Below are 17,783 nucleotides of genomic sequence, written 5' to 3' on the forward strand. Positions count from 1 at the left end.
ACCTCAGATTAACCGGCGTTGGCTTTCACGATGTTTTCGATCAGCGTGTTGACCGGCTCAAGGCTAATCTCCCGGGCGTTGCTTTCATACGCCGGGCTGCTACGCACCTGGCTTGCCAGTACCTGACCTTCACGATCGGCGGTATCGACCTTCACCAGCGTAGAGAGACCGATACGCAGCGGATGATCGGCAAGTTGTTTGGCATCCAGCTCAATACGTACCGGCAGGCGCTGAACCACTTTGATCCAGTTACCGGTCGCGTTTTGCGCAGGCAACAGTGAGAACGCGCTGCCGGTGCCCATATCGAGTCCGACCACTTTCCCGTTGTAGGTTACTTCATCGCCATAGATGTCGCTGACCACGGTTGCCGTCTGACCAATACGCATATGCGCAAGCTGTGTCTCTTTGAAGTTAGCGTCCACCCACAAATTGGTGGCAGGAACAACGGCCATTAATGCGGTGGTTGGACTGATTTGCGCGCCAGGCTGTACCGCGCGGCGCGAAACGTAGCCGGTGATTGGACTGACGATCTTCGTACGTTGCAGCGCCAGCCAGCTATTGCGGACTTCGGTGGCCGCTTGCTTAACGGCCGGTTGATCTTCCAGCGGCGTATCAAGCACGATCGCCTGGTTGGCGTTGTATTGCTGAATGGCAACATCCAGATCGGCCTGCGCGCTGGTCACGGCATCACGGGCGTGTTGCAGCTCTTCGCGGCCAATCAAATTGGCAGTACCGAGTGGAATACGACGGTTTAAATCACTCTGCGCCTGGGCGAGGGCGGTTTTTTTCACTTCGATGCTCGCCAGCAACTGCTTGCTGTTGATCATCGACTGGCGGGTTTGACGAACGCTACTTGCCAGACCGGTCTGCGCTTTTTCAAACGCCTGCTGCGCATCGGTGGCATCCAGCGTAACCAGTACATCTCCCTGTTTTACAAAATCGGTATTGTCAGCCCAGACTTTCGTCACGCTGCCGGATACCTGCGCCATGATTTGCACCTGGTTCCCTGCTACGTAAGCATCATCGGTTTCTTCATAATGACGCAGTACCAAAAACCAATAAATCCCATATGCCACGGCAATAACAACAAAGAGCAAGGTCAGCATCAGAAGGGCGCCTTTACGTTTGCCTTTCTTTTTGACCGGTTGCTGCGGGGTTTGACTCTCCGCATTTGCGCTCATGCTTTTCTCCACGATCTTATTTTTTGATGTCGGCACAGCCGACCTTCCGTTAGAAAGGCCAGCATCAGGCTGGCCCTTATATTCTTATATCCTGGATATTCGAGCGGCTTGTCGCGTTAGCGCAGCGCCTCAAGAATGACGTCGTCTTCGTCCATCTGGTCGAGACGCGTAAGTAACTTGCGTGTGATCTGCTCAAGCTGGTCTTTCTCCGCTTCGCTCAGGGAAGACCACAGTTGATGCAGGCAGTTGTGCTGCGGGGGCAGAACCTGACGCAGGAATTCGTGACCTTTATCGGTCAGTTGCAGATGCAGGCAGCGGCGATCGTTATCGCTTTCGCGACGCTCGATCCAGCCGCGTTTTTCCAGTTCATCGGCGATACGTGTGGCATTGGTACGTGAAGAACCCAGCGCGCTGCTCAATTCAGACGGCTGAATGCTGTGGTTTTCCTGCGACTCCAGCGTGATCAATGCCATAAACAACGTCTCGTTAATACCCTGCGCTTTCAGCATTTTGTTGCGGTTTTCCAGCAGCTTACCCTGCATGTGCATGCAAAGACGGGTGAGCAAAATCTCCTGAAACGGAAAATCCTCATAGCGGCTGGCGCGAAACTTAAGCATTTGCTCTATGGGCGTAAACGAACTATCCATTTGTGTATGACCTCATTAATTGCAGTCGATATAGTAACGACAGTGACAAATAAAGTAAATGTATTATTGCTGCTAATAAATTTGCCTCATCTATGCATCCGTCAGCAGTTTCCATGCGATTCCGTACGCAAGTGCGCTCAGTAGCGTGGGGAGAATAATGCTGCGAGTTTTCCAGAAACTCAGGCCCAGTACCGCGAAGCCAATCAGCGTTGGTAACAGGCGGCGGCCGTCATGAATAATCTCTGGTACGCATGACACCACCAGCAATGAACAAATAGAGGCGATGCCGATGGTGTCAAGCAGGATGCCGGCAACCCCGCGTTTTGTCGGATTTGGCCGCCCGACGCGAACGCGCAGAGGAAGATAGCGAAATAAAAAATTAACGCCGCCCACCAGCAGACCGAGCAGTAAAATTTCATGCCTCATCGGGAACACCCTGATAAAACGCCTGTACCAGCGCGGCAACGCAGCCAGAACCGATCCCGGCGAGGATTGCCGCAGGGATAGAGAACAGCGTTAAACCGGCCAGCGCGCCAAGCAGCGCGGCGGTGACGCTCGGCGTCTGGCGACGCTGGAATGATGCCAGCAGGAAGCTCATAAACAGGGCGGGTAACATAAAACCTAACGCCGATTCAACCGCCGGATACCCCTCCAGCAGGCCGCTGCCGGAAAATGCGCCCAGCACCGTTCCCGCGACCCAGGAGAGCCATGAGAATAACGCGATGCCGATCATCCAGTTTTCGCTCCAGCGACGGTTATCGCGCACCAGTTTGGTGGTCGCGGCGGCAAATACTTCGTCCGTCAGGCCAAAGGCCCAGATCGCGGTTTTCGGATTTTTAAGCGGTTGCAGAATACGGTTGCGTAACGACGGGCCATACAGCACATGACGAACATCCATCGCCATAACGGTCAGCGCGGCAACCCATAAGGTGCTGCCCGCAGCAAGCAGGGTGGTGATCACAAACTGGCTGGCACCCGCGTAGATAATGCAGGAGAAAAAGAGGCTTTCGAGAGGAGAAAAACCGAGCTTACTGGCATTCATGCCAAAGGCAAATGCAACGGGGATGTAGCTTAAAACGATGGGAAGACTGTCTTTGATGCCTTCCTGTAGCGTGGCTACTCTCACTGGCTCGGCGTCTGGAGGTATTGCTGAACTATCCATAGTGTTTGTTATATATCACCCACGTTAATATAACCGGGATAAACAAGTCCTATAACCTTAACAGACTGAAGGACTCGTTAACACCCGGTTTTTAGTGGAATGATGTAAATGTGAGCGCTTGCTTACCTCGCCACTTGCTGGCGGTGAAATCCTCGCCACCAGACCAGCAGATTCAGCAGCGCCAGCGTACTGCCCGCCGCACAGACGCCCGTCCAGCCCGCATGCTGCCAGGCGGAGGCAGAGATCAACGAACCTGCCGCGCCGCCAATAAAGTAGCTGGTCATATAACCGGCGGTCAGGCGGTTACGCGCATCCGGTTTGATACGGTAAATCACCGTCTGGTTGGTGATATGCACGCCCTGCACGGTAAGATCCAGCACGATGATGCCAATAATCAGCGCGATAACCGAGCTGTGACCGAGCCAAATGGCCAGCCATGAAAGCAGCAGCAAGAGCAGACCGCCCGTGGTGGTGAGGTGCGATTTACCGCGATCCGCCAGACCACCGGCCTGACGCGCGCCTAATGCGCCCGCCGCACCGACCAGACCGAACAAACCGATGACCGCTTCGGAGAAGTTGAACGGCGGCGAGGCCAGCAGGAACGCCATCGACGTCCACAGAATACTGAAGTTGGCGAAGCTCAGGCAGCCGAGCAGGGCGCGGGTGCGCAGCACTTTATCACCGGCGAATAACGTAAAAACAGAGCCCAGTAGTTGCGGATAATTGAGGTGCGTTTCCTGTTTGAGCTTCGGCAGACCACGCCATAGCGCCAGCGCCATCAGCACCATGAGTACGCTGGCGACCCAATACACCGTGCGCCAGCCGCCGAGACTGGCGAGCAACCCGGCAACGGTGCGCGCCAGTAAAATCCCCAGCAGCAACCCGCTCATGATGGTGCCGACCACTTTGCCGCGTTTATCCGGCGTGGCTAATGTTGCGGCCAGCGGCACGAGGATTTGCGCGACGACGGAAAATAGCCCGGTCAGTGCGGTGCCGAGGATCATGAAGCTCAGCGACGAACTACTGGCGGTAATCAACATGCCGCCCGCCGACAGCAGCGTCATCACCACAATGAGCGTGCGCCGCTCAAACATATCGCCGAGCGGCACCAGAAACAGCAGGCCAGCGGCATAGCCAAGTTGGGCGGCGGTGACAATAAAGCCCGCCTGATTAGGCGACAGCGAAAAGGCATGAGCGATGGTATCGAGCAGCGGTTGCGCATAGTAATTGCTGGCGACCGCAAGGCCCGTGGCGACAGACATCAGCGCAATCAGCGCCGGGCTAAGGCCGTGGTTTGCTTGTGTCATAGGAATGCGTAATCAGTAATGGTTTTTTCAGAAACCTATCATAGTCAATTACTTGAGAGGGCGTGTTGTTATCTGTGCAGTTAGCGCGGGGGGAGATTTAATTGCCGGATGGTGGTACAGCCTTATCCGGCCTTCGGGTGGTGCCTGAATTTGCAACGCTGGCGGTATATGGCGCACAGGCCGGATAAGCGAAAGCGCCATCCGGCATAAACCGAATGGCGCTTTATCAGGAGGGATTACTTCTGCGCGGCCAGCGCTTCTTTTACCCAGCCGTCAAACTGCTGCTGGTGGGCTTTGATCCAGCCGTCAACATGACCTTGAATATCCGCTTCAGAGGCTTTGCCGTCATGCATCATCGCATTCTGCGCATTGATATCGGCGATAGGCAGCTTCATCACCGAGAACAATTTCGCCGCTGCCGGGTTTTTCTCTGCCCAGGCTTTGTTGGCGACAATGTGCATGGTGTTCACCGGGAAGCCATAGTTCATGCCGTTCGGCAGTTTGGTGTCGATATCTTTCTGCTTGCCCGGCAGGGAAGAGAACGGTACCTGCAACCAGACCACATCTTTACCCGGTTTCAGCACATCGCTTACCCAGTACGGCGTCCAGGTGTAATAAAGCACCGGTTTACCTTCTTTGAAGCGGGTAATGGTGTCCGCCATCATCGCCGCATAGTTGCCCTGATTATGCACCACGGTGTTGCTCAGGCCGTAAGCGTCGATCTGGTGATTAATCACCGCTTCACAGCCCCAGCCGGGCGTGCAGCCGGTCAGATCGGCTTTGCCGTCACCATTGGTGTCGAACAGTTTGGCGATTTTCGGATCTTTAAGCTGATCGATGCTTTTAATGTGGTACTGCTCGGCGGTTTTCTTATCGATCAGGTAACCCTGCGCCGCGCCGGTGACAAACACCCCGGAACGGTAGAACTTGCTGTCACCGCCTGCAGCGGCATACATGTCGTCGTGCAGCGGCTGCCAGTTAACGGCGGTAAAGGTGACGTCGCCAGCGGCAAGAGAGGTGTAACCGACGTTGTAATCCACTTCGCTCGGTTTATTCACCGTATAACCGAGTTTTTCCAGCCCGCGGCTGACCAGCAGCGTCTGGAAGGTTTCTTCAGAAATGGTGCTCTGGAAGGGCTGTACGGTGATGCCTTTGCCGGGCAGGTCTGCAGCAAATGTGCTGGTAGAGACAAGGGTGGCAAACGCTGTGGCAAAAAGTACGCTATGTCGCATCGTTGTTCCTTATTGTTCAGGTGGGACGTGTTGGCCCGGCGCTGAGCGCCGGGAAACCGGTTTATTTGGCGAATGGACGGGTCAGCAGACCCAGCGGGCCGGTTTGATACCAGCGACGATTTCCACGGCTGCGGGAATCGCGGCCGACAGCCTGCGTCAGGCGGTCGAGAATGATGGCGAGGATCACAATCCCAACGCCGCCGACGGTCGCCAGCCCCATATCGAGGCGGCCAATACCGCGCAGTACCATCTGGCCAAGCCCGCCAACGGCGATCATCGAGGCGATCACTACCATGGAGAGGGCAAGCATCAGCGTCTGGTTAATTCCCGCCATAATGGTAGGCATGGCCAGTGGTAACTGTACTTTGAACAACATCTGACGCGGGCTGGCGCCAAATGAGCGTGAAGCTTCAATCAAATCCGCCGGAACCTGGTTAATACCGAGGATCGTCAGACGCACCACCGGCGGCAGGGCGAAGATAATCGTTACCACCACGCCCGGCACGTTGCCGATACCAAACAGCATCACAATTGGTACCAGGTAAACAAACGCCGGCGTGGTCTGCATGGCATCCAGCAGCGGGCGAATGATTTTCGACGCCCGTGGGCTACGCGCCAGCCAGATCCCCAGCGGCAAACCGATCACTACGCAGAACAGCAGCGCGGTCAGCACCAGCGCCAGCGTGACCATCGCCTGCGACCAGGCGCCAATCGCGCCAATGGCAATCAGCGATACCAGCGTGGCAATCCCCATTCCGGCGCTGCTCATCTGCCAGGCGATCAGCGAGAACACGATGATCGCAACCGGCGCGGGCATCCCCAGCAGCAGTTGCTGGAAAGTGCTCAGGATATAGTCGATAGGGATACGGATCCCCTGGAATACCGGGCGGAAATGCATCACTACCCAGTCGATCCCCTGCGTTACCCAGCTATCCAGCGGGATCAGCGTTTTATGGAACGGATCCATAATATTGAAATGTTCCGGCGCGGGTGCTGGCGCGCTGTGCAGCCAGTCGGCGCCGCTGCCGTCGGTGGGCGTGGCAGAACCGCCGCCCCAGGCATCTGCGGACTGCGCCGCGCTATCGGTCGCTGGCGCGCTATCCCACGGGTTATTTTGATCAGCCATTGTTTGCCCCCTCGCGATCTAAAGCCTGTAGCAGCATCCGTTTCGAGATGATGCCCACGTACTGTTGTTCTTCACCGACGACCGGCACGGCGCAGGGCGCCTGTCCGACATGGGAGAGCAACTCGCTGAGCGGCGTTTCTGCCTCCACCGCCAGCGGGGAGTCAATTAACGCCGCCTCGATGCCCTGGTTCTGGCTGAGCGCCGCTTTCAGGGAGTCGATGGAGACAATGCCGACAAATTTATTGCCGCGTTCAATCACATAACCGTATTCACGGTCTTCATCCTGCAACAGTTTCAGCGCCGATCGCGGGCCGAAACCAGGCGTTTTACGGATCAAACCCACCGGTGTTCGACGCGCAATATCTTTCGCGCTAAACACCTGGCTAATATCCACACCGCGGAAGAAGGTGCGCACATAATCATTGGCCGGATTATTCAATATTTCATCCGGCGTACCGACCTGTACCACTTCGCCATTTTGCATAATGGCAATCCGGTCGCCAATACGCATGGCTTCATCCAGATCGTGGGAAATAAACACGATGGTGCGCTGATGTTTCGCTTGCAGTTTTACCAGCTCATCCTGCATTTCCGTACGAATTAATGGATCGAGCGCTGAGAAGGCTTCATCCATTAATAGAATGTCCGGATTAATGGCTAATGCGCGCGCCAGACCAACACGCTGGCGCATACCGCCGGAGAGTTCATCCGGATACGCGTGTGCATAATTTTCCAGTCCGACCTGACGCAGGGCGTCGAGCGCTTTTTCCTGTCGCGCCTGTGGAGCAGTTCCCGCTAATTCCATACCAAATGCGGTATTATCCAGCACCGTCATATGGGGCATTAACGCAAACGACTGGAAGACCATCGCAATTTTTTTCCTGCGCACCTCGCGTAACTCGGCGTCTGATATTCTGGCGATATCCACACCATCAATCAGCACCTGTCCGCGGGTGGGTTCAATCAGGCGATTGAGAAGGCGTACCATAGTGGATTTACCCGAACCGGATAACCCCATGATGACAAATATCTCGCCTTCTTCAATGGCCAGACTGGCGTCTTTAACGCCAAGCGACAGACCCGTTTTTTCCAGAATCGCTTCTTTTGAAAGTCCTTTCTCAATATATTTGAAAGCCCGCTGCGGATGCTCGCCAAATATTTTATAGAGATTCTTCACTTCTAATTTAATTGCCATGCAATAAAAGAGTTCCTGTTATTTATTGTGTCGATATAATACCTGATGAGAATAATTGACTGGCTATACCCTAACATACTCAGAATCTGAGACAACCCTCAATTGCCGGGCCTGCACAATTTGACGTTTGCAGAATCGTCCCTATTTCCCATGAGATAAGGGCTGACGGCGGATGATAATTTTTTCGTATTCGTCGCGAAATCGCACCTGAAATGGAGCGCTTCAGGTGAAAATGACAAGGAAATTACAGTGTAGTGCCTGTTTGAATATTATGCCGGAAAAATACGCAGATATTCTCGTAATAATAATAACCTTTTTCACAGGCGGGTTTTTTAAAAAGAATATTAGCGGGAATATTCCTCTCCCGGAAAGGGAGAGGGGCAGGTGGTTAAAAATTCCAGTCTTCGTCTTCGGTTTCGACGGCTTTCCCCATCACGTAGGAGGAACCAGAGCCGGAGAAAAAGTCGTGGTTTTCGTCGGCATTTGGCGAAAGTGCGGCAAGAATGGCCGGGTTCACGTCCGCCATTTCCGCCGGGAAGAGCGCTTCATAACCGAGGTTCATCAGCGCTTTGTTGGCGTTATAGCAGAGGAACGCTTTCACCTCTTCGGCCCAGCCGCTCTGCGCGTATACATCTTCGGTGTATTGCAGTTCGTTATCGTAGAGATCCATCAGCAGATCCAGCGCGAAATTCTTCAGTTCCTCGCGTTTTTCTGCGCTGACTTTCTCCAGCCCTTTCTGGTACTTATAACCAATGTAGTAACCGTGTACCGCTTCATCGCGAATGATCAACCGGATCAGGTCTGCCGTGTTGGTCAGTTTGCCGCGGCTTGACCAGTACATCGGCAACCAGAAACCGGAATAGAAGAGGAAAGATTCCAGAAAAACGCTGGCGATCTTCTTCTTCAGCGGCTCATCGGCGCGATAGTGTTGCAGGACGATCTGCGCCTTGCGCTGCAACGCCGGGTTTTCTTCGCTCCAGCTATACGCGGCATCGACATCCTTGGTCTGGCATAGCGTGGAGAAAATCGAACTGTAGGAGCGGGCATGCACCGCTTCCATAAAGCTGACGTTCGACAAAACCGCCTCTTCATGCGGCGTCAGCGCGTCGCTCATTAACGCCGGTGCGCCAACGGTATTCTGGATGGTGTCGAGCAGCGTCAGACCGGTAAAAACGCGGATGGTAAGCTGTTGCTCCGCCGGGCTTAACGTCTGCCAGGCGGGAATATCGTTCGACAGCGGCACCTTTTCTGGTAGCCAGAAGTTGCTGGTCAGCCGGTTCCACACTTCCAGATCTTTATCGTCCTGGATTTTGTTCCAGTTCACCGCGCTGATACGTGTTAATTGGCTCATCCTTTTCTCCTTATAACGCGCAGGACACGCAGCCCTGGATCTCAGTGCCTTCCAGCGCAAGCTGGCGCAGGCGAATGTAGTACAGCGTTTTGATGCCTTTTTTCCAGGCGTAGATCTGCGCTTTGTTGATATCGCGCGTGGTGGCGGTGTCTTTGAAGAACAGCGTCAGCGACAGCCCCTGATCGACATGGCGCGTGGCTTCGGCGTAGGTATCAATGATCTTCTCCGGGCCAATCTCATACGCATCTTCGTACAGCGCCAGGTTTTCATTGGTCATAAACGGGGCCGGGTAGTAAACGCGCCCGGTTTTGCCTTCCTTGCGGATCTCAATTTTCGACACAATCGGGTGAATACTCGATGTCGCATGGTTGATGTACGAGATGGAGCCGGTCGGCGGAACCGCCTGTAAGTTCTGGTTATAAATGCCGTAACGCATCACATCTTCACGCAGTTGCTGCCACATCTTGCGTGTGGGGAGGGTGATGCCGGAACGGGCAAACAGCGCACGGACTTTCTCCGTTTTCGGTTGCCAGTCGCCTTCCAGGTACTGGTTGAAGTATTCGCCGCTGGCGTAGCGCGATGCCGGGAAACCGGCAAAATGCTGGCCGCGCTCGCGGGCGATCATCATCGAGGTATGCAGCGCATGCCAGGTGATGGTGTAGAAATAGAAGTTGGTGAAATCGAGCCCTTCCGGGCTGCCATAGGCAATACCTTCGCGCGCCAGATAACCGTGCAGATTCATCTGGCCCAGGCCAATGGCGTGCGAGGCGGCATTGCCGGTCTCAACAGACGGTACAGAGCGGATATGGCTCATATCGGACACCGCCGTCAGCCCGCGAATCGCGGTTTCCACCGTGCGGCCAAAATTCGGTGAATCCATGGTGTGCGCGATATTCAGCGAACCCAGGTTGCAGGAGATATCGTGGCCGGTCGTGGCGTAATCGAGGTTTTCATCAAACGTCGAAGCGCTGTTGACCTGCAAAATCTCCGAGCACAGGTTGCTCATATTGATGCGCCCGGCAATCGGGTTCGCGCGGTTCACCGTGTCTTCAAACATAATGTACGGATAGCCGGACTCAAACTGGATCTCCGCCAGTGTCTGGAAGAAATCGCGGGCGTTAATGTAGCTTTTGCGCACGCGATCGTCGGCCAGCAGTTCATCGTACAGCTCGCTAATCGCCACATCGCCGAATGGTTTGCCGTACAGGCGCTCGACATCATAAGGCGAGAACAGCGCCATTTGCGCGTTCTCTTTGGCCAGCCGGAAGGTGACATCCGGGATCACCACGCCCAGCGACAGGGTTTTAATGCGGATCTTCTCGTCGGCGTTTTCACGTTTGGTATCGAGGAAACGCAGAATGTCCGGGTGATGCGCATGCAGATAAACCGCGCCCGCGCCCTGACGCGCGCCAAGCTGGTTGGCGTAGGAAAAGGCATCTTCCAGCATCTTCATTACCGGGATCACGCCGGAAGACTGGTTTTCAATACGCTTAATCGGCGCGCCCGCTTCGCGCAGGTTAGAGAGCAGAAACGCCACGCCGCCGCCACGTTTGGAAAGCTGCAACGCCGAGTTCACCGCGCGGCCAATCGATTCCATATTGTCTTCAATGCGCAGCAGGAAGCAGGAAACCAGTTCGCCGCGCTGCTGTTTACCGCAGTTAAGGAAGGTTGGCGTCGCGGGCTGGAAACGACCAGAGAGGATCTCTTCCGCCAGCTGCCGCGCCAGCGCTTCGTCGCCCTGCGCCAGCGTCAGCGCGACCAGGCTGGCGCGATCTTCAAAGTGCTCAAGATAGCGTTTGCCGTCGAAGGTTTTTAGCGTGTAGCTGGTGTAAAACTTCCATGCGCCAAGGAAGGTCTGAAAACGAAAACCACTGGCGTGCGCGTGTGCAATCAGATCGACGACGAAAGCACGATCGTAGCGCGACAGCACGGTAGCATCGTAATAACCTTCGCTCACCAGCCAGTTCAGCCGTTCATCCTGGCTGCTGAAGGTGACGGTATTGGGGCGCACGTGATTCGCCATAAAGGCATCAACCGCCTCACGGTCTTTATCAAACTGAATGCGGCCATCTTTATCATAAAGATTCAGCATCGCATTCAGCGCATGGTAATCCGGCGTTTCGTGTTTCACGCGCTCTGCGGTTGTCGTTGCCAAAATTCGCTCACTCCTTTACGCACATTGTCGATGTCCTGCTGCGTACCCATCAGCTCAAAACGGTAGAGATACGGTACGCCGCATTTTTGCGAGACCACATCGCCTGCGCGACCGTACGCTTCACCAAAATTCCGGTTACCGGAGGCGATCACGCCGCGGATCAACGACCGGTTGTGCGGATCGTTTAAAAAGCGGATCACCTGGCGAGGAACCGCGCCTGCTGTTCCGCCGCCGCCATAACTGGGCACGACAAGGATATAAGGTTCGTCTACCCAGAGGCGTTCCCGCTCATTGAGCGGAATACGCACCGCCGGCAGCCCAAGACGCGTAATAAAGCGCTGCGTATTTTCGGAGCTGCTGGAGAAGTAGACGAGGGTACTCATGCGCTGGCCACGTTGGGAGCGCTGTGCAGGCGGTTGATCATATCCGGGCGAAAGCCGGACCAGCGCGTTTCCCCGGCGACAACCACCGGTAACTGACGAAAGCCCATCGCGCGAAGCTCATCGGCCGCTTCGGGCACATGGTCAACGTTCACCATTTCGAACGCCAGGCCACGGCTTTCCATGGCGCGTTTCGTGGCGTGGCACTGAACACAATCATTTCGAGTGTAAATGGTAATGCGCATAATTCGTATTTCCGTTTAAAATGAAGAAACGGCGCGAAGGTTCGCGTCAGTTAGTATGTGTGCTACTGAGAAGAATACTAGATGTAGTTATTGAAAGATGCAACCACACAATATATAGGAAATTGTCATAGGCTTTGCCCAAAGGATGGACACAATGGGTAAGGGTGATTTGTACACATTTTACACAGGGATACAGCGATGCGAGGGCAAATAAAAACCCCTGCGCGGGTTAACCGGGCAAGGGTTTTTGCGAAAACAATGGGTTTTAGCGACGCAAACTGAGTAGCGCGCCGACGAAAATACCAATGGCGGCGGCAGCACCAACGCTGCACCAGGGTTTGTCTTTCACAAAGGTATCTGCGCAGCTCACAACGTCGCTCGCGGCTTGTTGCACACGGTTGCGGCCATGCAGACGTGCGCGGGTCTCTTTTAACAGCGCCTGTGCTTTACGACGTGCGCTTTCCGCTTCGTCTTTGGCGTCGCTGCCCCATGATTTAAGTACCTCTTCGAGACTATCGGCTAATTGGCTGACATCGTTGTTGATATCCTCGACGCCTTCATCAACATCACGGCGATTCGGTCTGTTAAACATAGGATCCTCCCTCGTTTTTGATGTGAATTTTAGTTTAGACCATAATTTTTAAGGCCTGACGGCAATCACCTCTTTCACGCCCGTTTGTGGAATTTTCTGAATCACGGTCAATGCTTAGTCATGTAAGGTGGCGAGGCTGTAGAGAGATGACGAGGAAAATCTATGTACTTAAGACCCGATGAAGTGGCACGCGTTCTGGAAAACGTGGGATTTACAATGGATGTGGCGACGCCAAAAACCTATGGTTATCGTCGCGGTGAAAATTATGTTTATGTGAATCGCGAAGCGCGAATGGGCCGTACGGCGCTGGTGATCCACCCCACGCTGAAAGAACGCAGTTCGTCGCTCGCGGATCCCGCCTCGGACATCAAGTTGTGCGATCACTACCAGAATTTCCCGCTCTATTTTGGCGGCGATTCCCAGGAGCATTACGGCATTCCGCACGGATTCAGTTCGCGCGTGGCGCTGGAACGTTTTCTGAAAGGATTATTTGGCGAACAGCACTAAACGATGGCAGGCGTTGCCTGCCATCCGCTATCAGGCTTTAGCCTGGTGGTAACTGCTCACCCGGAACAGACGGCGGCAGTAATCGAGGAAGTAGCCGTAAACGGCGCCCATCATCATCGACAGCACGATATTGGAACTGACCGCAGCGACAATCTGATGCCAGTCCGCACCTACCGACCAGAGGATCGCCACGTAAACCGGCGACTGGAAGGTGACATATGCCAGCACATCCGCCAGATTTTTCATCCAGCCGGAAGGGCTAATACGGCGTGCATAACGCATAAAGGCATCGCGGTACAAACCATAAGGCCAGGCAATAATAATGTTTACCGGGATGGCGACCAGGCGCGATGAAAGTGACTGTTCGAAGCTCATTCCGGAGAGAAATATTTCAATCAGCATGTTCACGACCGAACAATAGACAACCATCGCAAAGGTGTCTGCTGCGGCGTGACGCAGGCGAGACTGCGAAGAGAACATGGTGCTGCTCCTTGAGAATCAACGAAAAGGCGAATAAACAGGTCTTTTAGCGTTTTGAAGTGGCTGAATTAATGCGGATAGAGTATCCATCTGGTTTGAAACTAACAACTAGGGATAAATTTTTATTTTCTTTTCTTTGTTGGATAAAGTGCTCTGTGTTTGTGCGTTTTATGCTCATTTCATTATTTTAACTGGACTGGTTGTTAAATTTATTCAATATCAAAAGCTTATGGATGATGTGAGAATAAATGCAGCACTCTGAAGGGGAAGACGCAGCGCGTTTTAGCGTACTCTGCTTCCGCCGTGCAGATAAAACAGCCAACAGCATTTTTTATGCTGATAAGGGTGTTTTTGTGGAGTTTAATTCTGATGTGGTGCGTGATTATTTATGCTTATGTTTTGCATAAAATAATAGTCAGGGCGGTGGGGAACGCCCACCGCTGAGGGATTAACAGACGCCGAAATCGCCGTCTTCTTTATATGGCGAGACATCTTCCGCTTTCAGCGTAATTTTGTCTGCCGTCTCATCGTGAACGGGAACTGCAACGATTTGATCCTGATGAACTTCAAGCACTTTAAGTTTTGGCCCGCCAACGCGCGGTTGCACAATATCGCCGACAGAAAACATACCTTCCTCCTTTCTCATTTGTTGTGTCTCTAACCTTAGCCTGGAGGTCGTAGGGGGTACAGCGTAAAAGAGGGTAAAAGCGCGCGACGGAGGTGGCGGTACATTGCAGAGTGGCTATTCTTAAAGAGAAAGTCTTTTATTTCAATTACCTGAATTTTTTCTGCATGGGAGGCAACATGGGTTTCTGGCGCATTGTCCTGACGATTATTCTTCCGCCGCTCGGCGTGCTGCTGGGCAAAGGCTTTGGCTGGGCATTTATTATCAATATCCTGCTCACCCTGTTGGGCTACGTTCCCGGCCTGATTCACGCTTTCTGGGTGCAGACCCGCGATTAACGCAGCGGCGCGATAACAAGTATCGCGCCTTTGCGAAGTTATCAGAACGTTTCCCAGTTGCTGTCCCCGGAGGCTGCCGTCGGCGTGGCCGGGCGCAGCGCTGTCGGTTTTGGCGTACCGGATTTTTTGCTCAGCAGCGTGCTGTGTCCATTCACGCGGAACACCGCCACTGCCTGACGCAACTGCTCGGCCTGCTCTTCCAGCGCCGCAGAAGCCGCCGCCGATTCCTGCACCAGCGAGGCGTTCTGCTGCGTGACGCTGTCCATCTGCGATACCGCAAGGCTGACCTGCTCAATCCCTTTGCTCTGCTCATCGGAAGCGGAGGCGATTTCACCCATAATGTCGGTCACGCGCGTCACCGCGTTGACGATCTCTTTCATGGTATCGCCCGCTTCGGCAACCAGCGTGGTGCCAGAGTTTACGCGGTTCACCGAGTTTTCAATCAGCGTCTTAATCTCTTTTGCTGCCTGTGCGCTGCGGCTTGCCAGCGTACGTACCTCACCGGCCACCACGGCAAAGCCGCGTCCCTGTTCGCCTGCGCGGGCGGCTTCCACCGCAGCGTTCAGCGCCAGAATATTGGTCTGGAAGGCGATACCGTCAATCACACTGGTGATATGCGCGATTTGTTGGGAGCTATCGGAAATTTCGCTCATGGTACGCACCACATTGCTGACCACTTCGCCTCCGCGAGCCGCCGTATCGGAGGCATTTTTCGCCAGCAGCGATGCCTGGCGGGCGTTATCGGTGTTCTGCTTCACGGTAGCGGTGAGTTGCTCCATGCTGGCCGCGGTCTCTTCCAGCGAAGCCGCCTGTTGCTCGGTACGGGAGGAGAGATCGTTGTTGCCGGTGGAGATCTCGCTGGCGCCGGTGTAGATCGAATCAGAACTGTTACGCACCGCGCTGACGGTTTGCACCAGCGCTGATTGCATCTCATGCAGGCCGGTTGCCAGTTGGCTCATCTCGTTGCGGCCTTCGGCAGCGATCGATTGTGTCAGATCGCCTCCGGCAATGGCGCGAATATGTCCCATAATGCTGTGCAGCGGTCGCAGCAGCAGGTGTTGCAGACCCAGCCAGATCATGACCATTACGGCAATCACTACCAGCAAAATTACGCCCAGCGTCCATTGCATACTGGTAAAGCTGTTCTGGTTTTGCTGTGCCGCCGCTTGCAGGAAGGTGTTGTTTTCCGCCCGCCACTTCGTATAACTGGCGTCCATATCATCCTGCGCCTGTTGCGCATCCAGGTTACCGTAAGCCTCGTAATTATTGGCCCGCAGGAAGGTGATCGACTGCTGCAAAACGTCATGCATTTTGCTGATGTTTTGCGAAACTTCGTCGGCTAATGCACTGTCCTGGCCCGCCACGCGCGGCGTGTTTTTGTAGTTATTAAAATAACCTTCTGCTTTGCCGAGTGAGTCGGTTGCCGTGGTGAGGAGTTTATCGATGCTGGCAAGGGAGGCCGGATCGCGTTGGTTTTTCAAAAAGCGAATCGCCACGCGTGTAACGGTGACGCGTGTTTTGATCAGCGTGTTAACGCTGTCGCCTAAGTTTTCTTGCTGTGCGTTAAGAACCCCGGTGTTCTGGAAGTTCAGCCTGTCATTATTGACTGCAGAGTAGAAAAGTCCCCCGGTGACCAACTGGAGAAGACAAAATACCGAAAGAGCAATAATGATGCCGGTAATAACCCGTATATTTTTGAGCATGGCCATAGTCCGTGAGAGAGTCGGGATTGCTCTGTTAATATCGGCCTGGCCAAAGTTAACTTTATGATCGCTTTTTAAACACTTAAATAAGACTTAAATAAGTGCCCGGCATATCACATGCCGGGAAGTGCGTTACAGGTTGTTGCGGTGTTTTTTTACTGCCAGCGCAATACGCGGCTCCAGCAATTTCGCCACGGCGGCGAATACCGGCACCACCACCGAGTTGCCAAACTGGCGGTAAGCCTGCGTGTCGGAAACCGGGATGCGAAACGGCTGTTCGCCGACTTTTTCAAAACCCATCAGACGCGCGCATTCGCGCGGCGTCAGGCGACGCGGGCGGCGCGCCTGGTTCTCTGCATTGCCGAAATCGGCTTCACCCAGCGCTTTATCCCAGCCACGATCGACAAGGATCTCTGAACCGTCTTTGTGATAGCGCGCCGACAGCGTGCGGGCCACGCTTGCGGCATTGGTGGGATCCACCAGCCCGAAACCGAAGCCATTCCCTTTTGCCGCATGTTTTTGCGCATAGCGATAGAGGTACTCCCAGAGCTTGGGCGACAGCACATATTTGCTGTCGACCGTCGGGTCGAGTAGTTGGCCGAAGGTCGGGCGCTGCGTGGGGTAAAAGCGGTCGATATCGCGCAGGGTAAAACCTTCATTGAGGTGTAAATCGCGGCGAAAACCAACCAGCACAATGCGTTCGCGGTGCTGCGGTAAAAAGTGGCGGCCATCAATGATTTTCGGATCGTCTTTGCCGGAAGCATCGGCATCGGCCACGTCATAGCCCAGTTCATCCAGCGTATTCATGATCACGCTGAAGGTTTTGCCTTTGTCGTGGCTTTTGAGGTTTTTGACGTTCTCCAGCACGAAGATAGCCGGACGGCGGGCTTTGATAATGCGCGCAACGTCGAAAAACAGCGTTCCCTGCGCTTCGCACTCAAAACCGTGGGCGCGACCGAGCGCATTCTTTTTACTTACCCCGGCGAGGCTAAAAGGCTGACAGGGAAAGCCCGCCAGCAGCACGTCGTGCTCGGGGATCTGCTGTTTGATATGGGCGTAAGCCTGGGCTTCAGAGACGGCAGGATTGCCGCTCAGCGTCACTTCGCGGATATCCTGATTAAAGGTGTGCGTGGACTTATCGTTGTACCAGTTGGCTTTATAGGTGCGCACCGCGTTTTTGTTCCATTCACTGGTAAACACGCACTGCCCGCCGATAGCTTCAAACCCGCTGCGAATACCGCCAATACCGGCAAAGAGATCGATAAAACGGAAACGATAGTTGGGGTGATGAGCGGGGGGCGAGGGGAGCAGCGCACGCAGTTGCGCCTCTTCGGCGGCGGTCAGCGTTTTGGCGCTGCCTTTACCGTTTATCCAACGGTTGAGCGATTCACGGCTCCATTCCGCTTTACCCGCCTTTTTCAACTGCTCGGCCACGTACTTTTGTCCGTAGATTTCAAGCACCTGATCGAGTAATGCCCGGTCGCGTTCCTGCTGTCGCTGTTGTTCAGTCTCTGCCTGCGCCAGCAGTTCCTGTGCGAGTGAATCAAATTCCGCCAT

20 protein-coding genes are annotated in these 17,783 nt (G+C 54.4%); 3 read left to right on the plus strand and 17 right to left on the minus strand.

Going from position 1 to position 17,783, the window contains the following annotated elements:
- Positions 1-8: 8 nt before the first annotated feature.
- The 13 genes from emrA to CWM66_RS22260 form a co-directional block, all read right to left on the minus strand.
- Complete coding sequence (gene emrA / locus CWM66_RS22200) at positions 9-1,181, minus strand: multidrug efflux MFS transporter periplasmic adaptor subunit EmrA (RefSeq protein ID WP_071921274.1); 1,173 nt, start codon at positions 1,179-1,181, stop codon at positions 9-11.
- 116 nt (positions 1,182-1,297) lie between these two features.
- Positions 1,298-1,828 (minus strand): transcriptional repressor MprA, encoded by a 531-nt coding sequence (gene mprA / locus CWM66_RS22205; RefSeq protein ID WP_007370571.1) that lies wholly within the window; start codon positions 1,826-1,828, stop codon positions 1,298-1,300.
- 90 nt (positions 1,829-1,918) lie between these two features.
- A complete protein-coding gene (gene ygaH, locus CWM66_RS22210) occupies positions 1,919-2,254 on the minus strand; it encodes an L-valine transporter subunit YgaH (protein WP_035890139.1) in 336 nt (111 codons plus the stop codon).
- The gene (locus CWM66_RS22215; protein ID WP_035942096.1) at positions 2,244-2,990 is read right to left on the minus strand and encodes an AzlC family ABC transporter permease; all 747 of its coding nucleotides are present in this window, start codon (positions 2,988-2,990) and stop codon (positions 2,244-2,246) included. The genes ygaH and CWM66_RS22215 overlap by 11 nt, the downstream gene beginning before the upstream one ends.
- A gap of 122 nt (positions 2,991-3,112) precedes the next feature.
- Positions 3,113-4,297 (minus strand): MFS transporter, encoded by a 1,185-nt coding sequence (locus CWM66_RS22220; RefSeq protein WP_007370574.1) that lies wholly within the window; start codon positions 4,295-4,297, stop codon positions 3,113-3,115.
- Positions 4,298-4,533: 236 nt separating this feature from the next.
- Complete coding sequence (gene proX, locus CWM66_RS22225) at positions 4,534-5,529, minus strand: glycine betaine/L-proline ABC transporter substrate-binding protein ProX (RefSeq protein ID WP_107147307.1); 996 nt, start codon at positions 5,527-5,529, stop codon at positions 4,534-4,536.
- A gap of 61 nt (positions 5,530-5,590) precedes the next feature.
- Positions 5,591-6,655 (minus strand): glycine betaine/L-proline ABC transporter permease ProW, encoded by a 1,065-nt coding sequence (gene proW, locus CWM66_RS22230; RefSeq protein WP_007370576.1) that lies wholly within the window; start codon positions 6,653-6,655, stop codon positions 5,591-5,593.
- On the minus strand, positions 6,648-7,850 hold the full coding sequence (gene proV, locus CWM66_RS22235) for a glycine betaine/L-proline ABC transporter ATP-binding protein ProV (RefSeq protein ID WP_007370577.1): 1,203 nt from the start codon (positions 7,848-7,850) through the stop codon (positions 6,648-6,650). The genes proW and proV overlap by 8 nt, the downstream gene beginning before the upstream one ends.
- A gap of 388 nt (positions 7,851-8,238) precedes the next feature.
- On the minus strand, positions 8,239-9,201 hold the full coding sequence (gene nrdF / locus CWM66_RS22240) for a class 1b ribonucleoside-diphosphate reductase subunit beta (RefSeq protein WP_007370578.1): 963 nt from the start codon (positions 9,199-9,201) through the stop codon (positions 8,239-8,241).
- 10 nt (positions 9,202-9,211) lie between these two features.
- Positions 9,212-11,356, minus strand: a complete 2,145-nt coding sequence (nrdE, locus tag CWM66_RS22245; protein WP_107147308.1) for a class 1b ribonucleoside-diphosphate reductase subunit alpha — start codon at positions 11,354-11,356, stop codon at positions 9,212-9,214.
- On the minus strand, positions 11,329-11,739 hold the full coding sequence (gene nrdI, locus CWM66_RS22250) for a class Ib ribonucleoside-diphosphate reductase assembly flavoprotein NrdI (RefSeq protein WP_107147309.1): 411 nt from the start codon (positions 11,737-11,739) through the stop codon (positions 11,329-11,331). Before nrdI ends, nrdE begins: the two co-directional genes overlap by 28 nt.
- The gene (gene nrdH / locus CWM66_RS22255) at positions 11,736-11,981 is read right to left on the minus strand and encodes a glutaredoxin-like protein NrdH (RefSeq protein WP_035890130.1); all 246 of its coding nucleotides are present in this window, start codon (positions 11,979-11,981) and stop codon (positions 11,736-11,738) included. The genes nrdI and nrdH overlap by 4 nt, the downstream gene beginning before the upstream one ends.
- Positions 11,982-12,246: 265 nt before the next feature.
- Entirely contained in the window at positions 12,247-12,573 is a 327-nt protein-coding gene (locus tag CWM66_RS22260) for a DUF883 domain-containing protein (RefSeq protein ID WP_043952525.1), read from the minus strand.
- A 162-nt stretch (positions 12,574-12,735) separates the two neighbouring features.
- Between CWM66_RS22260 and CWM66_RS22265 the strand changes: the two genes are divergently transcribed.
- A complete protein-coding gene (locus CWM66_RS22265; RefSeq protein ID WP_007370583.1) occupies positions 12,736-13,080 on the plus strand; it encodes a DUF2002 family protein in 345 nt (114 codons plus the stop codon).
- 30 nt (positions 13,081-13,110) lie between these two features.
- On the opposite strand, the gene alaE is transcribed toward CWM66_RS22265, so the two are convergent.
- Positions 13,111-13,560 (minus strand): L-alanine exporter AlaE, encoded by a 450-nt coding sequence (gene alaE / locus CWM66_RS22270; protein WP_007370584.1) that lies wholly within the window; start codon positions 13,558-13,560, stop codon positions 13,111-13,113.
- Between the two features lie 248 nt (positions 13,561-13,808).
- Here alaE and CWM66_RS28950 point away from each other — a divergent pair, with 248 nt between their 5' ends.
- Positions 13,809-13,967, plus strand: coding sequence for a hypothetical protein (locus CWM66_RS28950; RefSeq protein ID WP_156036587.1), 159 nt, complete (start codon positions 13,809-13,811; stop codon positions 13,965-13,967).
- Positions 13,968-14,008: 41 nt separating this feature from the next.
- Here the strand turns inward: CWM66_RS28950 and CWM66_RS22275 are convergent, their stop codons facing one another.
- The gene (locus CWM66_RS22275) at positions 14,009-14,188 is read right to left on the minus strand and encodes a hypothetical protein (RefSeq protein WP_007370586.1); all 180 of its coding nucleotides are present in this window, start codon (positions 14,186-14,188) and stop codon (positions 14,009-14,011) included.
- 176 nt (positions 14,189-14,364) lie between these two features.
- On the opposite strand from CWM66_RS22275, the gene CWM66_RS22280 reads away from it, so the two are divergent.
- Entirely contained in the window at positions 14,365-14,523 is a 159-nt protein-coding gene (locus tag CWM66_RS22280; protein WP_035890145.1) for a YqaE/Pmp3 family membrane protein, read from the plus strand.
- Positions 14,524-14,564: 41 nt separating this feature from the next.
- On the opposite strand, the gene CWM66_RS22285 is transcribed toward CWM66_RS22280, so the two are convergent.
- On the minus strand, positions 14,565-16,226 hold the full coding sequence (locus CWM66_RS22285) for a methyl-accepting chemotaxis protein (protein ID WP_007370588.1): 1,662 nt from the start codon (positions 16,224-16,226) through the stop codon (positions 14,565-14,567).
- Between the two features lie 132 nt (positions 16,227-16,358).
- On the minus strand, positions 16,359-17,783 hold the full coding sequence (locus CWM66_RS22290; protein WP_072439171.1) for a DNA cytosine methyltransferase: 1,425 nt from the start codon (positions 17,781-17,783) through the stop codon (positions 16,359-16,361).

Source organism: Kosakonia sp. H7A, from assembly GCF_003028445.1.
GTDB lineage: Bacteria > Pseudomonadota > Gammaproteobacteria > Enterobacterales > Enterobacteriaceae > Kosakonia > Kosakonia radicincitans.

Bases quoted from the DNA above. Each gene is read 5' to 3' on its own strand.
- ygaH (WP_035890139.1), bottom strand. From the start codon at position 2,254: ATGAGGCATGAAATTTTACTGCTCGGTCTGCTGGTGGGCGGCGTTAAT.
- nrdF (WP_007370578.1), bottom strand. From the start codon at position 9,201: ATGAGCCAATTAACACGTATCAGCGCGGTGAACTGGAACAAAATCCAG.
- nrdI (WP_107147309.1), bottom strand. From the start codon at position 11,739: ATGAGTACCCTCGTCTACTTCTCCAGCAGCTCCGAAAATACGCAGCGC.
- CWM66_RS22290 (WP_072439171.1), bottom strand. From the start codon at position 17,783: ATGGCGGAATTTGATTCACTCGCACAGGAACTGCTGGCGCAGGCAGAG.
- CWM66_RS22275 (WP_007370586.1), bottom strand. From the start codon at position 14,188: ATGTTTTCTGTCGGCGATATTGTGCAACCGCGCGTTGGCGGGCCAAAA.
- CWM66_RS22265 (WP_007370583.1), top strand. From the start codon at position 12,736: ATGTACTTAAGACCCGATGAAGTGGCACGCGTTCTGGAAAACGTGGGA.
- CWM66_RS22220 (WP_007370574.1), bottom strand. From the start codon at position 4,297: ATGACACAAGCAAACCACGGCCTTAGCCCGGCGCTGATTGCGCTGATG.
- proV (WP_007370577.1), bottom strand. From the start codon at position 7,850: ATGGCAATTAAATTAGAAGTGAAGAATCTCTATAAAATATTTGGCGAG.
- CWM66_RS22215 (WP_035942096.1), bottom strand. From the start codon at position 2,990: ATGGATAGTTCAGCAATACCTCCAGACGCCGAGCCAGTGAGAGTAGCC.
- CWM66_RS22285 (WP_007370588.1), bottom strand. From the start codon at position 16,226: ATGCTCAAAAATATACGGGTTATTACCGGCATCATTATTGCTCTTTCG.
- CWM66_RS28950 (WP_156036587.1), top strand. From the start codon at position 13,809: ATGCAGCACTCTGAAGGGGAAGACGCAGCGCGTTTTAGCGTACTCTGC.
- mprA (WP_007370571.1), bottom strand. From the start codon at position 1,828: ATGGATAGTTCGTTTACGCCCATAGAGCAAATGCTTAAGTTTCGCGCC.
- nrdH (WP_035890130.1), bottom strand. From the start codon at position 11,981: ATGCGCATTACCATTTACACTCGAAATGATTGTGTTCAGTGCCACGCC.
- proW (WP_007370576.1), bottom strand. From the start codon at position 6,655: ATGGCTGATCAAAATAACCCGTGGGATAGCGCGCCAGCGACCGATAGC.
- CWM66_RS22260 (WP_043952525.1), bottom strand. From the start codon at position 12,573: ATGTTTAACAGACCGAATCGCCGTGATGTTGATGAAGGCGTCGAGGAT.
- alaE (WP_007370584.1), bottom strand. From the start codon at position 13,560: ATGTTCTCTTCGCAGTCTCGCCTGCGTCACGCCGCAGCAGACACCTTT.
- proX (WP_107147307.1), bottom strand. From the start codon at position 5,529: ATGCGACATAGCGTACTTTTTGCCACAGCGTTTGCCACCCTTGTCTCT.
- emrA (WP_071921274.1), bottom strand. From the start codon at position 1,181: ATGAGCGCAAATGCGGAGAGTCAAACCCCGCAGCAACCGGTCAAAAAG.
- CWM66_RS22280 (WP_035890145.1), top strand. From the start codon at position 14,365: ATGGGTTTCTGGCGCATTGTCCTGACGATTATTCTTCCGCCGCTCGGC.